The sequence below is a fragment of the Halalkalibacter suaedae genome (assembly GCF_017939705.1).
Taxonomy (GTDB): domain Bacteria; phylum Bacillota; class Bacilli; order Bacillales; family Bacillaceae_D; genus Halalkalibacter; species Halalkalibacter suaedae.
Genome location: NZ_JAGKSQ010000005.1, coordinates 148,273 through 171,616, shown reverse-complemented (window position 1 = coordinate 171,616; position 23,344 = coordinate 148,273). Strand labels below are relative to the sequence as shown.

The following is a 23,344-nucleotide window of genomic DNA, read 5'->3' as shown; positions in this document are numbered from 1 at the left end:
TTAAGGTCATTGTAATTGATAGAAAGTCGGGAGAGTTCAAAAATGAGTGAGGAAAAGATTGTTACAATAAATGAAAAAATACCTACCTTAAAAGAGCAGAGGAAACAGCGTGCTAATAGGCGCTTGCTGTTTTTTTTATCTTTCTTTTTCCTGCTATTGCTTTGCATTATTTATTTTCAGTCTCCTGCAAGTCATATTAAAGATTTCGTTGTGGAAGGAAATGTTCATCTTTCGGAGGAACAAATCATTCGACAAGGTGAGCTTTCACTAGGGACGAGCATTTGGAATTTAGAAAAAGAAAATATTGAGAACCGGTTGACTAATCACAAAGAAATCGCGAGTGCGGTGGTGGAAAGACAGATTCCTAACACTGTTAAGGTTACAGTTCGTGAACATGAGCGAATTGGGTATCTTGTTCTTGAGGGAAAATACTATCCAATTCTTGAAACAGGCCAATATCTAGATCAATTAGCCGAGGATCAATTACCAGCGGATGCCCCGATCTTAATTAATTTTTCAGAGGGGATGGAACTAACAGAGATAGCATCAGAGCTTAAGTTATTCCCAAGTCAGCTATTAGAGCGTATTTCAGAAATAATTTATCAACCGACTGAAACCGACCCACTGTCATTGGTTCTATTTATGACAGATGGAATTGAGGTACATACGTCCATTCAGGGGTTCCATGAGAATATGCTAGCATACCCGACAATTGTAAATGAAATTAATCCAGAGAAAAAAGGAATTCTTCATATGAAAATGAGTCCTTATTTTGAAGATTTGACAACAGAGGAGGATGAAGACATTGAAGGTGAAGGGTAAACATGTCGTGTTAGCCTTCGTCTTGCTTATTACTGGTTTTATACTTGCACTTAATTATGAGATGACCAGTGAAAAAAGTGATACGCTTGCACCAGGATATGAAAGGCAATGGGAAAGAGAAGACGAATTACGTAATCAAATTATAATGGAGCAAACGGCGAATAGGAAGTTACAAGAAGACCTTCGTTTGTATCAGAGTCAAGTGAGGGAGTTAGAAGAGGACGTGGCTTCACTTAATGCTGAGCAAGAAGCGAAAGCCAATAATTTACTAGAAGATCTAGAGAGATTGAGAAAAATTGTTGGTGATGTAACTGTAGAGGGTCCTGGAATTGAAATTTCATTAGAGGATTCTGATTATGTGCCGGACGGGGCTGACCCAAATAATTATATTGTTCATGAATTTCATATTCAAAGAGTCGTGCATGAGTTATTCGTAGCTGGTGCCGAGGCGATTGCAATTAATGGCTATCGCTTGAATCAGGAATCGTATATTCAATGTACGGGACCAGTCATTCGAGTTGATGGAAATACATCATCTGCCCCATTTGTTATTACTGCAATTGGAGATGCCCCATTGTTAGAATCGGCACTCACTATACCAGGAGGGGTGCAGACTCAATTGCTTAATGATGAAATTAGTGTCCGAATCCAAAGAAAAAGTTCTGTTATTCTAGACCCTCATTTTTCAGAAAGAGGGTGAGTTGATGAAAATAAAATGGGTTTTTGCCATTGTTACCTTTGTAATTGGATTTATGTTAGCCATTCAATTTCAAACGACTCAAGAACCAGTTACTAGGGATACTCGTGATATAAGGGAACTTAGAGCAGAACTGCTTGTAGAACAAGAAAAAAAACAACAGCTGTATTCCGAGATTTCTAACATCCAATCAGTACTTGATGAATATAAGCAATCAGTTGATGAACAAGATGGTAATATAACGGATGTGCTTGAAAGACAGATTGCAGAGCTTCGAGAATCAGCTGGTCTATCTGAACAAATTGGTCCAGGAATCGTCATAAAAATCGATTCACTTTATAACGACTATTATTTAGGCCAAGATCGGTTTCTTCCCTCTGCAGAATTATTTAGGTATTTAGTAAATGAATTAAATATTTATGGTGCAACAGGAGTGGCAGTAGGGAATGAGCGTATGATTACAACTTCTGCTTTTAGGGAAGTAAATAAGATGACTTATTTAAATAACCGTCGCTTACCCCCTCTACCAATAGAAGTTAAAGTCCTTTCAGATTCAGCAGAAAGATTACATAACCAAATGCTAGTTTCAGCTTCAATGGATTTTCTTGAAATTGAAGGATTTACAATGACGATAGAGATTGTTGATGAAATTCAGTTGCCCGGTTTTGATCAAACACCTCGTGTAAGGTATATGAAAGAAGTGAAGGAGGACTAATACTCGTATGTGGTTACCTTTTTTTGGACTACTAATAGGGGTTTTACTTGGATTAATAACAGAATTTCGTGTACCTGATGAGTATACAAATTATCTGTCGATAGCTGTTCTTGCAGCATTAGACACATTGTTTGGTGGGATCCGGGCAAACTTGCAAGAAACGTTTGATTCCGATGTATTTATTTCTGGTTTTTTCTTTAATATCATTTTAGCTGCATGTTTAGCTTTTCTAGGCGTTCATCTTGGTGTAGACTTATATTTAGCAGCTATTTTTGCTTTTGGTGTTCGTCTCTTTAATAATATTGCGGTAATCCGCAGGATGGTATTAGCTAAGTCGCAGGCAAAACAACAAATTGAAAAATAAACGTAAAATCTAAAAGAAAATAAAACAAAATAAAAAAGTAAGAAAATCAGCGAATTTAAAAGGATAACGGCTCCTAATGTTGAATATGTCTATAAACTATCGTTTTTTAAAGATTTGATAGATTTAACGAAATTTTGAGCGGTAATCTGATCAAATGACGCGATTGATTACACAGGGAGGTGCCATAGAGTGAACAGCAACGAGATTTACGTAAGTTTAGACATCGGTACATCCAATGTCAGAGTGATCATTGGGGAAATGTCAAATGGTACAATGAATATTATTGGAGTCGGTAAATCAAACTCTGAAGGAATAAAAAAGGGAGCCATTGTTGATATCGATGAGACGGTTCAGTCTATTCGAAGAGCAGTTGATCAGGCTGAAAGAATGGTTGGTCTTCAAGTAAAACAAGTCATTGTCGGTGTAAATGGAAACCATATTCAATTACAACCATGTCACGGTGTTGTCGCTGTTTCGAGCCAGGATCGAGAAATTGGTGATGAAGATATCGCAAGAGTAATTGATGCAGCACAGGTTGTCTCAATTCCACCAGAGCGAGAAGTGATAGATGTTATTCCAAAACAGTTTATTGTTGATGGACTCGATGAAATTAATGATCCTCGAGGGATGATTGGTGTTAGATTAGAAATGGAAGGGACCATTATTACTGGTTCAAAAACGGTTTTACATAATCTGTATCGCTGTGTAGAACGAGCAGGCCTACAAGTAGCAGATATGTGCCTTCAGCCATTAGCAACTGGCTCCGTAGCCGTTTCAAAGGATGAAAAGAATTTAGGTGTTTGTTTAATTGATATTGGCGGGGGTTCTGTTACTGTCTCCATTTTCGAGCAAGGAACACTTCAAAATTCTTCTGTCGTACCTGTAGGTGGAGATCATATTACAAATGATATCGCTGTTGGACTGCGTACGTCTACCGAAGAAGCTGAGCGTATCAAAGTTAAACATGGCCATGCATATATTGATGATGCCTCTGTAGAGGAGCGATTTAAAATCGCAACAATTGGACGAGCTGATGGGGTAGAATGTACACAGGAAGAACTCGCACACATCATTGAACCAAGAGTTGAAGAAATTTTCGAGTTGATTTATCGTGAAATCTTACGCCTTGGTTATCGAGACTTTCCAAGTGGGTATGTGTTGACTGGTGGAACGGTAATGATGCCTGGTATTCTTGAACTTGCTAATGAACTTTTACAAGGAAATGTTAGAATGGCTATGCCAGATTATTTAGGTGTACGTGAGCCTCAATATACAGCTGGTGTTGGATTAATTCAGTTTGCGTACAAAAATGTGAAGATCCAAGGAAAAGAAGTGGCTGCCTCTGTTAGTAATGCAGAGACATCATACGAACCAAAGCAAAAACAAGTCAAATCTTCAAATGAAATTGAAACAAAACCGAAAACAAAAGGGAAAATGAAAAACCTTTTTAAAGTATTTTTTGAATAAAAGGAAGTAGTCATCTAGTTTAATTAGGAGGATCTTACATGTTAGAGTTTGAAATGGATATGGATCAATTAGCACAAATAAAAGTCATTGGTGTTGGTGGTGGCGGAAGCAATGCCGTGAACCGAATGATTGAGAACGGACTACAAGGGGTTGAATTTATTGCTGTAAATACTGATGCTCAGGCCCTGCACCTATCAAAGGCTGAAGCGAAACTTCAATTAGGTGGAAAACTAACACGAGGTCTTGGTGCTGGAGCGAACCCTGATATCGGTAAAAAGGCAGCAGAAGAAAGCAGAGAACAATTAGAAGAAGTCCTTCAAGGTGCAGATATGGTCTTTATCACAGCTGGTATGGGCGGTGGTACTGGTACTGGAGCAGCACCTGTTATTGCTGAAGTTGCTCGAGAACTTGGAGCTTTGACCGTTGGTGTTGTAACGAGACCATTTACATTTGAAGGTAGAAAACGTTCAACTCATGCTGCAACAGGTATTGCTGCATTAAAAGAAAAAGTCGATACATTAATCGTTATTCCAAATGATCGTCTCCTTGAAATTGTCGATAAGAATACACCAATGCTTGAGGCGTTTAGAGAAGCAGACAATGTTCTTCGTCAAGGTGTACAAGGTATTTCTGATCTAATTGCAGTTCCTGGACTTATTAACCTTGATTTTGCTGATGTGAAAACAATTATGAGTGAAAAAGGGTCTGCATTGATGGGAATCGGTGTTGCTACAGGTGAAAACCGTGCGAGTGAAGCAGCTAAAAAGGCGATTTCAAGTCCGTTACTTGAAACATCTGTTGACGGTGCACAAGGTGTCTTAATGAATATCACTGGTGGAGCGAATTTATCTCTCTATGAAGTTCATGAAGCAGCAGAGATTGTTTCAGCAGCTTCTGATGCTGAGGTTAACATGATCTTTGGTTCTGTTATTAATGAGGATTTAAAAGACGAGATTGTCGTTACGGTTATTGCAACAGGATTTGAGGAAAATGAAAATCCATCTTCTCGTTCACTTCCGCAAAAGACGAAGGTAACACAATCTAAACCACTAGCAGAAGAGCCTCAAAAGGAACCACGTTCTTCTCAACCAGTATCGACTGAAAGCACTGACACATTAGATATTCCTACGTTTCTTAGAAATAGACGTAATCGTAATCGATAATCTTTCGAATGTCCTAAAAGGGTTTTTCCTTTTAGGACATTTTTTTGTTCAATATTTCCCAAAGGGGCTAGCTGACAATTTAACTTAAAATCTCTAAAAATAACCCCCTTCAGCTTGTCATGAAGTGACAGACTTCGTAATAGAATGGAGATATACTTGTTTTAAATCGATGGATGTGAGGATAGCTATGACCTTATATATTGATGTGATTTGGTTTCTAAATCTATGTATTGACTATTTACTTATTGCTCTAACGTCTCTAGTATTGAAGCGTCGTTTTCATCACATTCGTATGATCCTAGCTGCTTTTGTTGCATCACTTGTTGTTTTCTTGATGTTTACTCCTTTTTCTTGGATGTTCTATGAGCCTTGGATGAAATTAGTATATTCAATGCTCATTGTCGTTATCGCTTATGGGTATAAGAGGTTTCGTTATTTTCTACAAGGCTTGTTGATGTTTTATTTTGTTGCCTTTATGACCGGCGGTGGTCTTTTCGCATTACATTTCTTTTGGCAATCGGAAACGGAGATTCTTAAAGGAATTGTGAAAGTGAATAGTGGTTTCGGTAGTGGAATAAGTTGGATTTTTGTCTGTCTAGGATTTCCGTTATTATGGTATTTTTCTAAACATCGATTTACAGATATTGAAATGAAGAAGGTTCAGTACGATCAGTTAGTCGAAGTGGATATCTCACTAGCAGGATATACATTTCGAACGAAGGGCTTATTAGATAGTGGGAATCAACTAAGTGATCCATTAACAAAAAAACCAGTAATGATTATTGAGGCGAAATTATTACACCCTTATTTTAAAAAAGAGCAAGTAGACCAACTGTTACATTTTCATGAAGGTATTGGTGATCAGGACACAGACACTCGTTCTCAATTAATGGACATTGCAACGATTGTTCCATACCGCGTAATAGGGCAATCATCGCCTTTTCTTACGGCATTAAGACCAGACAAAATAAAAGTATATTATCAAAAAGAGACGTTTGAGACAGCAAATGTATTGCTAGGATTACAGGACAAGGAACTATCACCAGATGGAGCCTTTTCCAGTATCATACATCCAAAGTTAGTACTCGGTGTGTCCACTGAAAAACTAGCATAATCTTACTTAGTAGGAGGCACAACATGTTAAAACTGAAATTGACCTTATTATGGTACAAATTAATGTATCGACTTGGAATGAAAGCAGATGAGATTTATTACATAGGAGGAAGTGAGGCCTTACCTCCTCCATTATCGAAGGAAGAAGAAGCCGTGCTATTAAAAAAATTGCCTAGTGGAGATAAGGCAGTACGCTCCATGTTAATTGAACGAAATCTTAGACTTGTTGTTTATATTGCAAGAAAGTTTGAAAATACCGGAATTAATATTGAAGATTTGATTAGCATTGGCACTATTGGATTAATCAAAGCAGTGAATACATTTAATCCAGAAAAGAAAATTAAGTTAGCAACATATGCGTCTAGGTGCATTGAAAATGAAATCTTAATGTATTTACGTCGAAATAATAAGACACGTTCAGAGGTTTCATTTGATGAACCCTTAAATATTGACTGGGATGGGAATGAACTATTGCTTTCAGATGTACTAGGTACTGAAGAGGACATTATCACAAGAGGAATTGAGGAAAAGGTTGATCGCAGGCTACTCGTGAAAGCACTTCACACATTGAACGCTCGTGAAAAACAAATTATGGAATTAAGGTTTGGACTAGCAGGTGACGAGGAAAAAACGCAAAAAGATGTTGCTGATATGTTAGGGATTTCTCAATCTTATATCTCCAGATTAGAGAAACGAATCATCAAACGATTGCAGAAGGAATTCAACAAAATGGTATAAGAGGTTGTTCAAAAGGAAGCTGCTATCTTTTTGAACAACTTTGAAAAGTGGATATTCTCAAGGATATTTAACTCAATTAAAAGAGGCAGGTTTCTTTTGGTCCACAAAATTCTGAATTCAAATTAAATTAAGTTCTTAAAAAAATTTTTTTATATGCTTTCGTTGTCATGACGTGCACGAGTCATGTTGAAGACCGTTTCTTCGACATGACTCGTGCATATTTTTTCCTCCTAAGGAGATACTTTTCATAGACATCATATCCCGCGTTAGGAGGGAAAGAATTGACACGAAATAAAGTTGAGATCTGTGGTGTAGATACCTCGAAGTTGCCGGTGTTAAAAAATGTTGAAATGCGTGATCTGTTTGAACGATTGCAAAGCGGTGAGACAAGTGCGAGGGAGACGCTAGTAAATGGGAATCTTCGTCTGGTGTTAAGTGTGATTCAGCGATTTAACAATCGTGGGGAATATGTGGACGACCTCTTTCAGGTTGGGTGTATTGGCTTAATGAAATCAATTGATAATTTTGATTTAAGTCAAAACGTAAAATTCTCTACATATGCGGTTCCAATGATTATAGGTGAAATTCGTCGTTATTTACGGGATAACAATCCGATCCGTGTCTCCCGTTCTTTACGAGATATTGCTTATAAAGCACTTCAGGTTCGAGATCAGATTATGTCTGAGAAAAAACGTGAAAAGGAACCTACTGTTCAGGAGATTGCAAAAGTGCTGGATGTTCCAAAAGAAGACGTAGTATTTGCGTTGGATGCAATTCAAGATCCTGTTTCTTTGTTTGAACCAATTTATAACGATGGTGGGGATCCGATTTTCGTCATGGATCAAATCAGTGACGAACGGAATAAAGATGTCAATTGGGTTGAAGAGATTGCATTAAAGGAAGCAATGATTCGTTTGAACGATCGAGAAAAGATGATTTTAAACATGAGATTCTTTCAAGGAAAAACGCAAATGGAAGTAGCAGACGAAATCGGCATTTCACAGGCACAGGTATCTCGTTTAGAAAAAGCGGCGATACAACAAATGAATAAGCATGCAAAAGTTTAAAGCAATAGCGGGGTTTTAATAGTTAGCAACTAAAGAAAATACTTGCATTGTAACTTTACTCTTGAGGGTGTCTAAAGGTCTTTTTGTACCTTTAGGCACCCTCTTTTGTTTAGTTGTACATATTCTTCTTAGGGTTAGGCATATAGTGTCTTATAACGAGGAGAATAGGGGTGAATTCATGATAAAGATTTCGGAGCTTCAAGTAAAGGATATTGTGAATATGGATAACGGAAAGCGGTTAGGGCATTTAACAGATCTAGATATTGATTTAAATACTGGGCAAATCAAGGCGTTGATTATTAATGGATCCGGTAAGATGATGGGGCTGTTTGGTAAGGAAATGGATGAGGTGTTCATTCCATGGAAGAACATTATTCGTATTGGGTCTGATGTGATACTAGTTGAGGTTCCAACTGGCTATGGAGCTGTCATGAAAAATGACCAAACACCACCTTCGACATATAGAAAAAGATAAATGACAAAGAAAGTCGTTTCGTGTTTGTTCTAACGTATGATAAAATAGGATTGAGAAATCTTTCCTTAAAAAAAGTCTACAATAGGAGTGGAAGCAATTGGAACCTTTTGTTCAAAAAAAAGAGCAGTTTTTTCTAATTGAACAATGGATGAAACATACCCTGAAACTCCAAGTAGGGTTTACAACAAGAAATGGGGGGAATAGTGCCCCCCCATATGCAAGCTTTAATATGGGTTATCATGTTGGCGATTTAGAAGAGAGAGTAACACTTAATCGTAAGTTATTGGCGAAGGAACTATCATTTCCTTTAGCGACTTGGATTGGAACTGAACAAATTCATGATGCCCATATTCAAAAAGTTACTAGTGAAGATGCGGGTAAGGGCTCGGTTGATCTACATAGTGCAATTAAAGGAATCGATGGCATTTATACGACTGAGAAAAATATTTTACTGACTAGCTTATATGCGGATTGTGTTCCGCTGTATTTCTACTCAGCAAAGGGGCTAGTTGGGTTAGCTCATGCGGGTTGGCGAGGCACTGTTAAGCAAATTGGTGTAAAGATGCTAAACCACTGGATTGAGAAAGAGAACGTGGCGATTGAAGATATTCAAATCGCTATTGGTCCATGTATAAGTAGTCAAGCATACGAAGTAAATACAACTGTAATTGAAGCTGTAGATGCTTGCTTTGAAGGTGGCTCAAAGGAACATCTGTACCAGAAACTAGCAGAAGATAAATATTTGTTAAACCTTAGGGCCGTCAATAAACAACTCTTATTCAATAATGGTGTTCAGGATTCACAAGTGATCGAGTCTAAGCTCTGTACGGCAAATGATAACAGATTATATTCACATCGCTTTGAAGGTGGAAAAACCGGAAGAATGATGAGCTTTATTGGATTAAGGGATTAATGGTGGTGGGAGATAATGTCAATTATAGATAATTTGAAGACGATTAAAGACAATATTAAAGAAGTTTGTGTACAGCAAGGACGCTCTGAACAAGATGTAAATATCGTTGCTGTAACGAAGTATGTAAGCATCGAAACAGCAAGAAATGCTTTAGATGCCGGCTTAGAACATTTAGGTGAGAATCGGGCAGAAGTGGCAGTTGAAAAATGGGAAGCATTGCAGCCGAGAGGGAAATGGCATTTTATTGGCTCCTTGCAGTCACGCAAAGTTAAGCAAATTGTAGGCAAATATCAATATCTTCATTCTTTAGACCGTCTTTCTCTCGCAAAAGAATTGGACAAGCGATTGAAAGATAACGAAGTGTTAAATTGTTTCATCCAAGTAAACGTATCTGGTGAGGAATCAAAAGCGGGTCTTCATCCAGATCAACTAGAAAAGTTTATTAGTGATTTAGCTGTTTATAAAAAGATACGTGTAGTTGGATTGATGACAATGGCTCCTTTTTATGAGGATCCAGAATTGACAAGACCAACCTTTAAAGGACTTCGTGAACTACGTGACCATATTCAAGCGTTACAGCTTGACCATGCTCCGTGTACAGAGTTGTCTATGGGAATGTCAAATGACTTTAAAGTAGCGATTGAAGAGGGAGCGACATACGTCAGAATCGGTTCAGCACTGGTTGGACGAGAATAATACGAAGGGAAGAATAATCATGGGGATGAAATCTAAATTCAAGCAATTCTTTGAACTTGAAGATCAATATGAGGAAATAGAAGAAACACAGTCGTTTCAAGAGGAGGAGGTAGAGGAACCACAGCGACGTTCAAGGACGAATCAAACAAAGCAGCAGAGCAACGCAAATGTTGTTAGCTTACAAAGTGTACAAAAAGGAGCAAAGGTCATATTACTTGAGCCTAGAACATATGATGAAGCTCAAGAAATTACAGATCATTTGAAGGCTAGAAAGGCAGTTATTATCAACCTTCAGCGAATTTCTCATGAACAAGCGAAACGCATTGTCGATTTTTTAAGTGGGACCGTGTATGCTATTGGAGGAGATATTCAGAAACTAGGATCTAACATTTTTCTATGTACTCCTGATAATGTAGATGTATCTGGAACAATTACAGAGATGATGCAAGAGCATTTCGACGTATAGAATTAAAGGGGTGAATGAATAGTGGCACAAATTGGAAATATTATTTTATTATTGTTGCAAGTTTATTCTTGGTGTATTATTGGCTATATTTTGATGTCGTGGTTTCCAAATGCACGAGATACTTCAATTGGACAATTTCTTGGACGGGTGGTTGAACCATACTTGGAACCATTCCGCAAGTTTATTCCGCCTTTAGGCATGATAGACATCTCTCCAATCGTTGCGATCCTTGCCTTGCATTTCGCAAGACTTGGTGTTGGTGCAATCTTTTTTTAAATTAGGCTACATTGTAGAGAGTGAGGGAACCGATTATTAGTATCTATCAACATTTTCGAAAGGATGAATGGCCTTTCGTTGATCAAATCATAGAGTGGCATGAGGATGTGAAACTTCGGTATCGTGAACGCTTAACGGATTTCCTTGATCCTAGGCAACAACAAATTGTAACAACAATCATTGGTAATGACGATGAAGTGAACCTTTCATTTTCGGGAGGTTCACCTTTTGCTGAACGGAAGCGTGCATTGATAGCTCCAACGTATACTGAGGTTACTGAATCGGATTATAATCTTGTGCTTTTCTCGATTCATTATCCAGCTAAATTCATTTCAATTGAACACCGTGATGTATTAGGCTCCTTAATGAACCTTGGCTTGAAAAGAGAGAAATTTGGGGATATTGTGTTAGCCGGTGATGATGCACAATTAATTGTTGCAAGTGAAATTGCGGATTATGTAGAGGCAAATGTACAAACTATTGGTAAAGCAAATGTATCTTTGACACAAATTGAGTTAAGTGAACATAAGGTTAGCAAGGAAACTTGGGAAGAAACGACAGCAACAGTTTCCTCATTGAGACTCGACGTCATTTTGTCGCAGTTATTTAACTTATCTCGGACAAAGGTCCTTCCTTATATTTCTAGAGGATTGGTAAAGGTTAACTTTAAAGTCATTGAACAGAATTCTTTTTCGTTAGAAGAAGGAGATCAGTTATCAGTACGTGGATTTGGACGAGCTAAAATTATTGCAATAGAGGGAAGAACCAAAAGAGAAAAGCTACGTGTCCGATTTGGTCGATTACAATAAAAAAAGCTCAAACCATGCAGGGAATGGACTAAACATGTCGAATAAGTAACTATTAATAAACAGATCACAACTAGGAGGTGGCGTAATGCCTTTAACACCTTTGGATATTCACAACAAGGAGTTCACCAGAGGATTTCGCGGATACGATGAGGACGAAGTAAATGAATTTTTGGATCAAGTCATCAAAGATTATGAAGCTATTTTACGTGAGAAAAAAGATTTATTTGAGCAAGTGACCATGCTCGACGAGAAGCTTGGCCACTTTAAAGACATGGAAGAGACACTTCATAAATCCATCTTAATTGCTCAAGAAACAGCAGAAGAAGTCAGACGCAATGCACAGAAGGAAGCACAACTAATTGTTAAAGAAGCAGAAAAGAATGCTGATCGTATCATCAATGATGCTCTTTCGAAGTCAAGAAAAGTAATGATGGATATGGAGGAGTTAAAGAAGCAGGCATCAGTTTATAAAATGCGTTTTAAAATGTTAATTGAAGCACAGCTTGAAATGTTACAAACAGATGATTGGGATGACGTTACTGAGTCAACTGAAGAAGTTACAGAAGATAGATAACGATCGTACCTTGCACTTATCGCATGACTATCATATAATTATCTCAAATAATTGAATGTTGATACAGACAATAATAAGGAAGAGTACAATGTGTAACAGTGCATAGCGATTCAGGGGTGGTGCGAGCCTGAAGACTGACAACATTGGAAGATCACCCTTTAGTTTTGCACTGAACGTTAAGTAGGCTGCAACGTGTCATTCTCGTTACGAATGCTTGAGTGGAAAGGTTACTTTTCATGAGGGTGGTACCACGGGTTAACTTCTCGTCCCTTTTTTGGGAGCGAGGAGTTTTTTTATTGTCTAAATCACGATTAAAAGGAGCAAAAAAATGGATTACAAAGAAACACTACTAATGCCTAAAACTGAATTTCCAATGCGTGGAAATTTACCAAAGAGTGAGCCAGATCGTCAAGAAAAATGGTCAGAGATGGACATTTATCAAAAGGTTCAACAACGAACAGAAGGTCGCCCTTTATATATTTTACATGATGGTCCTCCATATGCTAATGGAGATATTCATATGGGGCATGCATTGAATAAGATTTTAAAAGACTTTATTGTTCGTTATAAGTCGATGAGTGGTTTTCAAGCTCCGTATGTACCAGGCTGGGACACACATGGACTACCGATTGAAACAGCTTTAACGAAAAATGGTAAGGTTAATCGTAAATCAATGAGTGTTGCAGAATTCCGTAAGCTTTGTGAGGAATATGCCCGTGAACAAGTCAGTCGTCAACGAGAGCAGTTCATGCGTCTAGGTGTTAGAGGAGATTGGTGGAATCCTTACGTAACACTAGATAAGCAATATGAAGCACAACAAATCAAAGTGTTTGGAGATATGGCTAAAAAAGGATATATCTACAAAGGAAAGAAACCTGTCTATTGGTCTCCGTCATCTGAATCAGCACTAGCAGAAGCCGAAATTGAGTATCACGACAAACGCTCTCCATCTATTTATGTCGCTTTTGATATCAAAGATGGCAAAAATGCTCTTGATGGCAACGAAAAGATTATTATCTGGACTACAACTCCTTGGACAATTCCAGCTAATTTAGGAATTTCAGTGCACCCAGAACTTGACTATGTGGTGGTACTTGTCAATGAAACAAAATATGTTGTTGCCGAAGGACTACTTGAAGAGTTAACAAAGGTATTTGAATGGGAAAACGTTGAAATCGTTAAAACATTAAAAGGTTCTGAACTAGAATATGTTGTCGCAACGCATCCAATTTACGGTAGAGACTCTTTGGTCATGTGTGGTGATCATGTTACTTTAGATGCGGGTACAGGCTGTGTTCACACTGCTCCAGGGCACGGGGAAGAGGATTATATCGTTGGTCAAAAATACGGATTAGATGTATTATGCCCTGTTGACGATAAAGGATATATGACTGACGAAGCACCAGGATTCGAAGGATTATTCTATGATGTGGCAAATAAGCCAATTGGTGAGAAACTAGATGAAGTAGGAGCATTAATGAAGCTAACATTCATTACTCATTCCTATGCTCATGATTGGAGAACGAAGAAGCCAGTTATTTATCGTGCTACTGCACAGTGGTTTGCTTCAATTGAACAGTTCCGTAAAGAGCTTCTACAAGCAATTGAAGAAGTAGAGTGGGTACCTAAATGGGGAGAAACACGCCTGTTTAACATGGTACGTGATCGCGGCGATTGGTGTATTTCTAGACAACGTGCATGGGGTGTTCCAATCCCTGTTTTCTATGGTGAAAATGGTGAGCCGATCATTACCGATGAGACAATTGATCATGTTTCAGCACTATTCCGTCAACATGGTTCAAACATTTGGTTTGAATGGGATACTGAACAACTTTTACCAGAAGGCTTCACATCAGAACATAGTCCTGGTGGCACGTTTACAAGAGAAATGGATATCATGGATGTTTGGTTTGATTCAGGCTCCTCACATCAAGCAGTACTCGAAGAAAGAGATGATCTGAGACGACCAGCCGATTTATATCTTGAAGGTTCTGATCAATATCGTGGTTGGTTTAATTCTTCTTTGTCTACAAGTGTAGCTGTATCTGGAAAAGCACCATATAAAGGTGTGTTAAGCCATGGCTTTGCTCTTGATGGAGAAGGACGCAAAATGAGTAAATCAATTGGAAATGTTGTCATTCCTAACGATGTCATGAAGCAACTCGGTGCAGACATTCTTCGTCTTTGGGTAGCTTCAGTCGATTACCAAGCTGATGTACGGGTTTCAGATAAGATCTTAAAGCAAGTGTCTGAAACATATCGTAAAATTCGTAATACATTCCGTTTCTTATTAGGAAACTTACATGATTTTAATCCAGCTACAGATAAAGTCGATTTGGAGAAGCTTGAGGGTGTTGATTTGTTCATGCTTGTTAAGCTAAATAAAGTCATTGAAAAAGTAACAGATGGCTATGAGCATTATCAGTTCTCGAATGTGTATCATACCATTCATAATTTCTGCACAATTGATTTAAGTTCTTTCTACATGGATTTGGCAAAGGATACTTTATACATCGAACATGCGAATCACCCTGCTCGTCGTGCCATTCAAACGGTTATGTATGAAGTTCTTGTTTCACTTACGAAACTTGTATCGCCAATTCTGAGTCATACAGCTGATGAAGTGTGGGAGCAAATTCCTGCGGTAGCAGAAGAAAGTGTTCAGCTTGTTGATATGCCAAAACCTCAATCCTTTGGTGAAGTAGCAGATCTAGAAGCAAAATGGGATCATTTTATGATCGTTAGGGATAATGTATTAAAAGCACTTGAACAAGCAAGAAATGAAAAGGTAATTGGAAAATCATTAACAGCGGCAATTACCCTTTATGCTAGTGGCAATGTTCGTGAACTGTTAACGACCATTCCAACATTAGAGAAATTATTTATTGTTTCTCAAGTGGAAATTGCGGGTGAGGCAGCTGATGCTCCTGAAACGGCGGTTACATTTGACAACTTGTCAATTGTTGTTCAGCCTGCTGAAGGCGAAACATGTGAGCGTTGCTGGGTTGTGTCTACAACAGTTGGCAAACATGATGAACATCCAGGTCTTTGTTCGTCTTGTGCTGAAACAGTTACAAAGTATTATGCATAATTCTAGAAGGGCCGTCCTTGAATGGGACGGTCTTTTTGCTGTAAAAACTTGTTTAGGCTACATCGACTTCGGATGGTCACACTATAAATAAGCGTCGAAATAGACGACATTGCTTTATTGGGGGAATAGATAATGGATTATTCAAGGATTAAACAACAGCTTTTGGAGCGTAAAGCAAAAGTTGAACAGCGACTAGAGGAGAATTTTGAGAACGAACATATGTCTATGATGGATTCAACAGGTGAATTATCATATTATGATAATCACCCGGCAGATACAGCGACAACGATGTTCGAAAGAGGAAAAGATATGGCATTACATGAGCAATTAGAAAGAGAGCATGAAGAAATAGAACATGCACTTGCTAAATTCGAAACTGGAGTTTTTGGTATTTGCGAAGTGACGGGAAAAGAAATTCCTTACGAAAGACTCGAAGCTAGCCCGGCTGCAAGGACAGTTGTCGAGGCTGTAGATAATCGAATTACAGATGATCGTCCATCTGAAGAGGATGTCTTAGGTGGATTTAGAAAATACAATTTTGATAATCGTGATGATGAGACTCAGTTCGATGCTGAAGATTCCTACCAATCGGTAGCTGAGTTTAATGAGCTTCCTATGGTGTTTGAGGATTCTTCCTTAGATGAATCAGGTGAACTAATCGGTTATGTTGAAGAGATTGAGGGGTTTCTTTCAACAGGAATTGATGGATATACAGGTGATGATAACGTGGAGTTTCAAAGAAATGTTCATTACGACCAATACTTGAATGGCAAGTAATCCCGCCAACTAAAGACAGATGTTCTCTTAAAAAATGGAGTCAATGAGCAAAGCCGCTGCATTTCAATTCAATAAACTGCTGCAGCGGGGGAGCCATTGCTCGATATTTACACTCATTGTCACTAGCTTTTGTGCTATAATCTTTATGGAAAGTATTGGACACAGAACGGAGGACGTACCTTGAAATATTATATTATAGCTCTTGTCATCATTGTATTTGATCAAATTACAAAGCGGATTGTTGAAACAAAGATGGCACTTGGTGAGAGTATTACAATTATTGAACCTTTTCTCTATTTTACTTCACATCGAAATAGAGGAGCTGCTTTTGGAATACTTGAGGGACAAATGTGGTTATTCTATATAATAACGGTAATTGTAGTGATAGGTATTATTTATTTTATGAAGAAGGAAGCTTCGAAAAGTCGCTTATATGGAATCTCTCTTGCTTTACTTTTAGGTGGAGCAATTGGAAATTTTATTGATCGCCTGTTTAGAGGAGAAGTAGTTGACTTTGTTGATACATATATTTTCGGCTATGATTTTGCGATATTTAATGTAGCGGACGCTTCTCTTTGTATTGGTGTCGGCCTCTTATTTATAAAAATGTTAAGTGATGAGCGGAAGCAAAAGAAGGAGATTAAGTAAATGGAACAGCATCAATGGACTGTAGCAGAAGAAAATCGGTTAGAAAGATTGGACAAATTACTAACGAGCTTTAATGAAGACTGGTCTCGTACACAAGTTCAGCAATGGATTGTTGATGAACACGTAAAGATAAACGGGGAGAAAGCAAAGCGAAACTATAAGGTGGAGACGAATGATCTCATCACCTTAGTAATTCCAGAGCCGCAAGAGCTTGAAATTGAAGCTGAGAACATTCCGTTAGATATTGTATATGAAGACCAAGATGTCGTTGTCGTTAATAAGCCAAGAGGAATGGTCGTTCATCCTGCCCCAGGTCATTATTCCGGTACTCTTGTAAATGCATTAATGCATCACTGCAAGGACCTATCAGGCATTAATGGAGTCATTAGACCTGGTATTGTCCATCGAATTGATAAGGATACATCAGGCTTAATTATGGTGGCCAAAAATGATCGTGCCCATGAATCATTAGTTGAACAATTAAAAGCGAAAACAACACGAAGAATGTACAAGGCCATTGTGCACGGTGTGATTAGTCACGAGTATGGCACAATTGATGCCCCTATTGGAAGAGATAAAAAAGACCGTCAAAGTATGACCGTAACGGAAGAGAATAGTCGAGATGCAGTTACACATTTCACTGTTCTTGAAACATTTAAGAACTATACGTATGTCCAATGTGAATTAGAAACGGGTCGTACACATCAAATTCGTGTGCATATGAAATATATTGGTTACCCATTAGCAGGGGATCCGAAATACGGGCCGAAGAGAAAAACACTGGATATTAATGGTCAGGCATTACACGCAGCAATACTAGGGTTTGTACATCCTAGAACTGGAGAAGAAATGCTTTTTGAAGCACCTCTTCCAGCCGATATTGAACATCTCCTAACTTTATTACGTTCGAATTAGTCGAAAAAAGTCGTTGACAGCTTAGAGTAATTCCGTCATACTTAGTAATAACTTAATAGTCCTTTAACTACAGTCCCGTGAGGCTGAGAAGGAGTTCGGAGCTAGATAGACAGAGGCAATCTGTCTATCTGTATATGCCTGTAACCTCTCATGTCTATGGACTTGAGAGGTTTTTTCTTTTATAAAGGGAGGAAAGAATAATGTCACGAGTGATATTAGATGAACAAGCGATTAGGCGAGCAACAACTCGAATTGCACATGAGATCATTGAACACAATAAGGGAATTGATAATTGTGTATTAGTAGGTATAAAAACTCGTGGGATTTACTTAGCTAATCGTTTAGCCGAAAGAATAGAACAGATAGAGGGTGCCAAGATTCCTGTTGGTGAAGTAGATATCACGTTATATCGAGATGATCTGACGGTGAAATCAGCATCTGAAGAACCTATTTTACAGGGAACAAATATCCCAATTGAAATTATGAATCGTAAAGTAATTCTTGTTGATGATGTTCTTTATACTGGAAGAACGGTTCGGGCAGCATTGGATGCATTGATTGATCTTGGACGTCCGGAACAAATTCAACTAGCTGTGCTGATTGACAGAGGCCATCGTGAATTACCTATTCGCCCTGACTATGTCGGGAAGAATGTGCCAACATCTAAGAGTGAGATAATTGTTGCTAAGCTCGTCGAAGTTGATCAGATGGATGAAGTAACAATTGAACAAAAATAGAGAAAAGGTCTAGTAGAAAGACCATGTAGTTAGGGGTTGCAGCAAGATGGAAGAGAAAACAGGTGGAATTGGAGTCAATGAAAAACCAAGGTTTGATAAATGGCTCATACTAAGTATTCAGCATTTATTTGCGATGTTTGGGGCGACAATATTAGTACCGTTTTTAGTTGATTTAAGTCCCTCCGTTGCTTTACTTTCGAGTGGTTTAGGAACACTTGCTTACTTATTAATAACTAAAGGACAAATTCCAGCTTACTTAGGATCATCCTTTGCATTTATTATTCCAATACAGACAGCGATGCTTGTTGGAGGGCCAGAGGGAGCCATGGTTGGAAGCTTTTTTGCAGGAGTTGTGTACGGCGTCGTAGCCCTTTTAATTAAAACAATCGGTATTGGCTGGATTATGAAAATCCTTCCTCCAATTGTTGTTGGACCTGTTATCATCGTCATCGGTTTGGGATTGTCAGGTACGGCTATCAATATGGCGATGAATGACTTAACACAAAAACCACCAGTATATGATGGAACGCTCTTTACGATTGCATTAATCACTCTAGCAATCACGATTATTGCGTCAATGTTCTTTAAGGGGTTTTTCAGTTTAGTCCCCATTTTGTTTGGGATTACGGGTGGGTATATTGTGTCACTACTGTTCGGAGTCATTGATTTCCAACCAGTAATAGATGCAGAGTGGATTGTTGCCCCGAGTGTGATGGTTCCATTTGCCACATACACACCAATATTTAATTGGACAATCATTGCTGTGATGGTACCGATCGCTGTTGTGACAATTGCTGAGCATATTGGCGACCAGATGGTATTAAGTAAAGTGGTTGGTCGAAATTTCATTGAGAAGCCAGGTTTACATCGTTCAATTATGGGGGACGGGGTTGCAACAATGATAGCCTCATTCCTTGGTGGACCGCCAAATACAACCTACGGAGAAAATATTGGTGTATTAGCGATTACTCGTGTATTTAGCGTGTTTGTTATTGCAGGGGCAGCAGTGATTGCGGTTTGTCTCGCATTTATTGGAAAGTTCTCAGCCTTAATCGATACCATTCCTTCGGCTGTAATGGGTGGTGTTTCCATTCTGTTATTTGGTGTTATTGCATCGTCTGGACTAAGGATGTTAATTGATAATCAAATAGACATTGGAGCTAAGCGTAACTTAATTATATCGTCTGTTATTTTGGTAATTGGAATTGGTGGAGCGTTTATCCAAGTTAGTGATCAAATCCAAATTGCTGGAATGGCACTTGCGACAATTGTGGGAATTATCCTACATTTAGTCTTGCCTGAAAAAGAAGTAAGTTATGGAAAGAAGCCAATGTTTGAAACAGATCTCGAAAATTAATATAGGCTTTATTAAATTAATTGATTATAGTTTTCCCTTTTAACGAGGTACAGAGAGACTTCAAAGGGGTAGGAATGACAAGAGGTAATGATATCTCTTTAGTTCTGCATACCCTGAGAAGCATTTTCTCAGGGTATTTTTTTATAACAGGAGTCACATACATTCAAAGGAGGCTGGTTTTAATGATGGCAGTTACTGAACAAATGGGGATTCGAGGAGAGCTTTTAACACTTGAAACAATGTCAACATTAGAGATTGCTAACCTACTGAACATGGCAGATCAGTTTGCAAAAGGAAAGCAATGGAAGTCAGAAAGAGATGTAGTTGTAGCGAATCTTTTTTTTGAACCGAGTACGAGAACACGCTATAGCTTCGAGGTTGCTCAAAAATTATTAGGTCTACATGTTCTATCTTTTTCCGAAGAAAACTCAAGTGTGCAAAAAGGAGAGTCCTTACTAGACACTGTTAAAACCTTTGAAGCGATAGGTGCTGATCTTCTTGTTATCCGCCATCCTGAGAATGAATATTACCAACAAATAAAAGATAAATTGTCGATACCTATTATTAACGGTGGAGACGGAAGTGGGCATCATCCAACTCAATCATTACTAGATTTACTAACAATTCAGCAGGAATTCAATTCTTTCCAAGGTTTAAATATTGTAATTGTTGGTGACTTACGCCATAGTCGCGTTGCTCGTTCAAATGCTGATGTTTTAACGAGATTAGGTGCCAATGTGAAAATAGCTGGACCTTACGACTGGATGACTGGTTTTGCTGACAAGTATGAACATGTTGAACTAGACTCGTTTTTACCTGATGCCGATGTGGTGATGCTCCTCAGAATCCAACACGAACGTCATGACGGATCAATGTCCTGGTCGAAAGAGTCATATCATCACGAATATGGCTTAACAATTGGAAGAGAAATGAAAATGAAGCAAACGGGAATCATTTTACATCCTGCACCTGTAAATCGAGGAGTAGAGCTTGCGAGTGAATTAGTTGAATGCAGTAAATCTAGAATTTTCAAGCAAATGAAAAATGGTGTAGCTGTAAGAAAAGCGGTCATGCAAAGAGCAATTACAGGGGGGCAATTAAATGATTAAATTAACTGGCGGGATGATTATTGACGGTACTGGTTCACTCATACAAAAGGATCTCTATCTAGTAGATGGCAAAATCCAGTATACAGAACCAAGTGGAACTGAGTTAAAAAGTATTGATGTTACTGGAAAATTGGTTTCTCCAGGATTAGTCGATGTCCATGTTCATTTAAGAGAACCAGGCGGAGAACATAAGGAAACAATAGCAACTGGAACGAAGGCTGCAGCGGCAGGAGGGTTCACAACAATTGCTCCAATGCCCAATACAAGACCAGTACCAGATACGATCGAACAAATGGAATGGCTACAAGAACGAATTAAATCAACAGGGACTGTGCGTGTCCTACCATATGCTGCAATTACAACTCGTCAGCTTGGAAGAGAGCTAACTGACTTTGAAGGATTGAAAGCAGCTGGAGCGTTTGCATTTACCGACGATGGTGTTGGAGTGCAATCAGCTGATATGATGCTTCAGGCAATGACGAAGGCGGCTGCACTTGATATGGCAATCGTTGCTCATTGTGAGGAAAATACGCTTATTCATGAAGGTTGTGTGCATGAAGGGGTCTATTCAAAAGCCAATAACTTAAAAGGAATCCCGTCTGTATGCGAATCCGTTCATATTGCACGTGATGTTCTTTTAGCAGAAGCAACTGGTGCTCATTATCATGTCTGTCATATTAGTACAAAGGCCTCTGTTCGTGTAGTAAGAGATGCGAAACGAGCAGGCATTAAAGTGACAGCTGAGGTTACACCTCATCACCTGCTTCTTTGTGAAGACGATATTGAAGGTGTCGATCCTAATTTTAAAATGAATCCACCGCTACGATCGAAAGAAGATCAGGATGCATTATGGGAAGGACTTTTAGATGGAACGATTGATTTTATCGCGACAGATCATGCACCACACACCGAGGAAGAAAAATCAGTCGGGATTGAACGTGCTCCTTTTGGAATCGTTGGTTTGGAAACCGCATTTCCTCTACTGTATACACATTTTGTGAAAACTGAACGAATCACACTTAAGCAGTTAGTGGACTGGCTCTCAATTAAACCGGCTAATACATTTGGATTAGCTTCTGGTTCATTAGAAGAAGGGGCAGCTGCAGATGTAACAATTATTGATCTAGATGAAGAAAGAAAGATTGATAAAGAAAAATTTGAATCTAAAGGTAAAAATACACCATTTAACGGTTGGGTATGCCAAGGCTGGCCAATATACACATTTGTAGATGGAAAACTTGTTTGGGAGAAAGGGCAGGTGACAACGTGAAACGTCAACTTATTTTAGAGGATGGAACAATTTTTGTCGGGGATGGTTTTGGATCAACAAAGGAATTAAGTGGTGAGGTTGTTTTTAATACAGGAATGACAGGCTATCAGGAAATTCTATCAGATCCTTCCTATTGTGCTCAAATCATTACGATGACTTATCCGCTTATCGGGAACTATGGTATTAATCGAGATGACTTTGAATCAATTACACCTTCGATCAATGGCTTAATTGTTAAAGAATACGAGCCAGAACCTAGTCATTTTCGTGAAGAAGAACCATTACACACATTGCTCGAGGCTAAAGATATTCCTGGTTTAAGCGGAATTGATACTCGTAAATTAACAAGATTAATCCGTGAGCATGGAACACTTCGAGGAAGAATTTGCTCGATCGATGTGAATGTAGATGAAATCATTAGCGAATTAAAGAATTCTGAGCAACCGCACGATCAGGTGGCTAGGGTCTCCACAAGAGATCCATATCATGCTCCTGGAAGAGGTAATCGTGTTGTATTAGTAGACTTTGGAATGAAGCATGGCATTTTACAAGAATTAATTTCAAGGCAGTGTGATGTTGTTGTTGTTCCGTATAACACAACCGCAGAAGAAATTCTTCGTCTTGGTGCTGATGGAATTATGCTAAGTAATGGCCCAGGAAACCCAGTTGATGTACCTGAATCAATTGAAATGATTCAAAACCTTTTAGGAAAAGTACCGATTTTCGGTATTTGTTTAGGGCATCAATTGCTAGCACTTGCGGGCGGGGCAACTACAAGCAAGCTACGCTTTGGTCATAGAGGATCCAATCACCCTGTTCGTGATTTAGAAACAGGTAAAATAGCAATTACTGCCCAAAATCATGGCTACACTGTTGATGCAGAGTCTCTAGAAGGAACAAGACTTGCACTTACACATGTCGCGATTAACGATGGAACGGTCGAAGGAATAAAGCATTTAGATGTACCGGCTTTCAGTGTACAGTATCACCCAGAGGCATCACCGGGTCCACATGATGCAAATGATTTGTTTGACGCATTTATGAAAATGATGGAAGAAGCAAAGAAAGTAACTGTACAAGCATAA

The 23,344-nt window shown here is 38.6% G+C and carries 25 protein-coding genes and 1 other annotated feature; all 25 genes read left to right on the top strand.

All coding sequences use genetic code 11. The features are described from left to right. The first annotated feature begins 42 nt into the window (after positions 1 to 42). The 25 genes from J7W16_RS13360 (at position 43) to J7W16_RS13240 (ending at position 23,344) form a co-directional block, all read left to right on the top strand. Positions 43 to 822 (top strand): cell division protein FtsQ/DivIB, encoded by a 780-nt coding sequence (locus J7W16_RS13360; RefSeq protein WP_210597818.1) that lies wholly within the window; start codon positions 43 to 45, stop codon positions 820 to 822. Continuing rightward, positions 806 to 1,522, top strand: a complete 717-nt coding sequence (locus J7W16_RS13355; RefSeq protein ID WP_210597817.1) for a DUF881 domain-containing protein — start codon at positions 806 to 808, stop codon at positions 1,520 to 1,522. The genes J7W16_RS13360 and J7W16_RS13355 overlap by 17 nt, the downstream gene beginning before the upstream one ends. A 4-nt stretch (positions 1,523 to 1,526) precedes the next feature. Then, on the top strand, positions 1,527 to 2,234 hold the full coding sequence (locus tag J7W16_RS13350; protein WP_210597816.1) for a DUF881 domain-containing protein: 708 nt from the start codon (positions 1,527 to 1,529) through the stop codon (positions 2,232 to 2,234). A gap of 7 nt (positions 2,235 to 2,241) precedes the next feature. Further along, positions 2,242 to 2,598 (top strand): small basic family protein, encoded by a 357-nt coding sequence (locus tag J7W16_RS13345; protein ID WP_210597815.1) that lies wholly within the window; start codon positions 2,242 to 2,244, stop codon positions 2,596 to 2,598. A gap of 189 nt (positions 2,599 to 2,787) precedes the next feature. Next, positions 2,788 to 4,065 (top strand): cell division protein FtsA, encoded by a 1,278-nt coding sequence (gene ftsA / locus J7W16_RS13340; RefSeq protein ID WP_210597814.1) that lies wholly within the window; start codon positions 2,788 to 2,790, stop codon positions 4,063 to 4,065. Between the two features lie 38 nt (positions 4,066 to 4,103). After that, a complete protein-coding gene (gene ftsZ, locus J7W16_RS13335; RefSeq protein ID WP_210597813.1) occupies positions 4,104 to 5,228 on the top strand; it encodes a cell division protein FtsZ in 1,125 nt (374 codons plus the stop codon). A 187-nt stretch (positions 5,229 to 5,415) separates the two neighbouring features. Next, entirely contained in the window at positions 5,416 to 6,342 is a 927-nt protein-coding gene (gene spoIIGA, locus J7W16_RS13330) for a sigma-E processing peptidase SpoIIGA (RefSeq protein WP_210597812.1), read from the top strand. A gap of 23 nt (positions 6,343 to 6,365) precedes the next feature. Continuing rightward, a complete protein-coding gene (gene sigE / locus J7W16_RS13325; protein ID WP_210597811.1) occupies positions 6,366 to 7,079 on the top strand; it encodes an RNA polymerase sporulation sigma factor SigE in 714 nt (237 codons plus the stop codon). Positions 7,080 to 7,360: 281 nt separating this feature from the next. Beyond that, positions 7,361 to 8,146 carry an RNA polymerase sporulation sigma factor SigG gene (sigG, locus tag J7W16_RS13320; protein WP_210597810.1) on the top strand — a complete coding sequence of 262 codons (786 nt, stop codon included), beginning with the start codon at positions 7,361 to 7,363 and terminating at the stop codon, positions 8,144 to 8,146. A 178-nt stretch (positions 8,147 to 8,324) separates the two neighbouring features. Continuing rightward, positions 8,325 to 8,621: a YlmC/YmxH family sporulation protein gene (locus tag J7W16_RS13315; RefSeq protein WP_210597809.1), complete on the top strand. Its 297-nt coding sequence runs from the start codon at positions 8,325 to 8,327 to the stop codon at positions 8,619 to 8,621. A gap of 97 nt (positions 8,622 to 8,718) precedes the next feature. Further along, positions 8,719 to 9,534 (top strand): peptidoglycan editing factor PgeF, encoded by an 816-nt coding sequence (gene pgeF, locus J7W16_RS13310; RefSeq protein ID WP_210597808.1) that lies wholly within the window; start codon positions 8,719 to 8,721, stop codon positions 9,532 to 9,534. Positions 9,535 to 9,549: 15 nt separating this feature from the next. Continuing rightward, on the top strand, positions 9,550 to 10,230 hold the full coding sequence (locus J7W16_RS13305) for a YggS family pyridoxal phosphate-dependent enzyme (protein ID WP_210597807.1): 681 nt from the start codon (positions 9,550 to 9,552) through the stop codon (positions 10,228 to 10,230). A 19-nt stretch (positions 10,231 to 10,249) separates the two neighbouring features. Further along, positions 10,250 to 10,696, top strand: coding sequence for a cell division protein SepF (locus J7W16_RS13300; RefSeq protein ID WP_210597806.1), 447 nt, complete (start codon positions 10,250 to 10,252; stop codon positions 10,694 to 10,696). 21 nt (positions 10,697 to 10,717) lie between these two features. After that, positions 10,718 to 10,972, top strand: coding sequence for a YggT family protein (locus J7W16_RS13295; RefSeq protein WP_210597805.1), 255 nt, complete (start codon positions 10,718 to 10,720; stop codon positions 10,970 to 10,972). Between the two features lie 35 nt (positions 10,973 to 11,007). Beyond that, a complete protein-coding gene (locus J7W16_RS13290) occupies positions 11,008 to 11,781 on the top strand; it encodes a YlmH family RNA-binding protein (protein ID WP_210598038.1) in 774 nt (257 codons plus the stop codon). Between the two features lie 85 nt (positions 11,782 to 11,866). Beyond that, positions 11,867 to 12,355 carry a DivIVA domain-containing protein gene (locus tag J7W16_RS13285; RefSeq protein ID WP_210597804.1) on the top strand — a complete coding sequence of 163 codons (489 nt, stop codon included), beginning with the start codon at positions 11,867 to 11,869 and terminating at the stop codon, positions 12,353 to 12,355. A 61-nt stretch (positions 12,356 to 12,416) separates the two neighbouring features. Continuing rightward, positions 12,417 to 12,629: a binding site (T-box leader), on the top strand. 54 nt (positions 12,630 to 12,683) lie between these two features. Beyond that, the gene (gene ileS, locus J7W16_RS13280) at positions 12,684 to 15,446 is read left to right on the top strand and encodes an isoleucine--tRNA ligase (RefSeq protein WP_210597803.1); all 2,763 of its coding nucleotides are present in this window, start codon (positions 12,684 to 12,686) and stop codon (positions 15,444 to 15,446) included. 132 nt (positions 15,447 to 15,578) lie between these two features. Beyond that, positions 15,579 to 16,223: a TraR/DksA C4-type zinc finger protein gene (locus J7W16_RS13275; RefSeq protein ID WP_210597802.1), complete on the top strand. Its 645-nt coding sequence runs from the start codon at positions 15,579 to 15,581 to the stop codon at positions 16,221 to 16,223. Positions 16,224 to 16,403: 180 nt separating this feature from the next. Next, complete coding sequence (lspA, locus tag J7W16_RS13270; RefSeq protein ID WP_210597801.1) at positions 16,404 to 16,871, top strand: signal peptidase II; 468 nt, start codon at positions 16,404 to 16,406, stop codon at positions 16,869 to 16,871. Beyond that, on the top strand, positions 16,872 to 17,786 hold the full coding sequence (locus tag J7W16_RS13265) for an RluA family pseudouridine synthase (protein WP_210597800.1): 915 nt from the start codon (positions 16,872 to 16,874) through the stop codon (positions 17,784 to 17,786). Positions 17,787 to 17,983: 197 nt separating this feature from the next. Further along, complete coding sequence (gene pyrR / locus J7W16_RS13260; RefSeq protein ID WP_210598037.1) at positions 17,984 to 18,523, top strand: bifunctional pyr operon transcriptional regulator/uracil phosphoribosyltransferase PyrR; 540 nt, start codon at positions 17,984 to 17,986, stop codon at positions 18,521 to 18,523. A 46-nt stretch (positions 18,524 to 18,569) separates the two neighbouring features. After that, the gene (locus tag J7W16_RS13255) at positions 18,570 to 19,880 is read left to right on the top strand and encodes a solute carrier family 23 protein (protein ID WP_210597799.1); all 1,311 of its coding nucleotides are present in this window, start codon (positions 18,570 to 18,572) and stop codon (positions 19,878 to 19,880) included. A 182-nt stretch (positions 19,881 to 20,062) separates the two neighbouring features. Then, positions 20,063 to 20,989, top strand: coding sequence for an aspartate carbamoyltransferase catalytic subunit (locus J7W16_RS13250; protein WP_283246050.1), 927 nt, complete (start codon positions 20,063 to 20,065; stop codon positions 20,987 to 20,989). After that, on the top strand, positions 20,982 to 22,259 hold the full coding sequence (locus J7W16_RS13245) for a dihydroorotase (RefSeq protein ID WP_210597798.1): 1,278 nt from the start codon (positions 20,982 to 20,984) through the stop codon (positions 22,257 to 22,259). Before J7W16_RS13250 ends, J7W16_RS13245 begins: the two co-directional genes overlap by 8 nt. Then, the gene (locus J7W16_RS13240; RefSeq protein ID WP_210597797.1) at positions 22,256 to 23,344 is read left to right on the top strand and encodes a carbamoyl phosphate synthase small subunit; all 1,089 of its coding nucleotides are present in this window, start codon (positions 22,256 to 22,258) and stop codon (positions 23,342 to 23,344) included. The genes J7W16_RS13245 and J7W16_RS13240 overlap by 4 nt, the downstream gene beginning before the upstream one ends.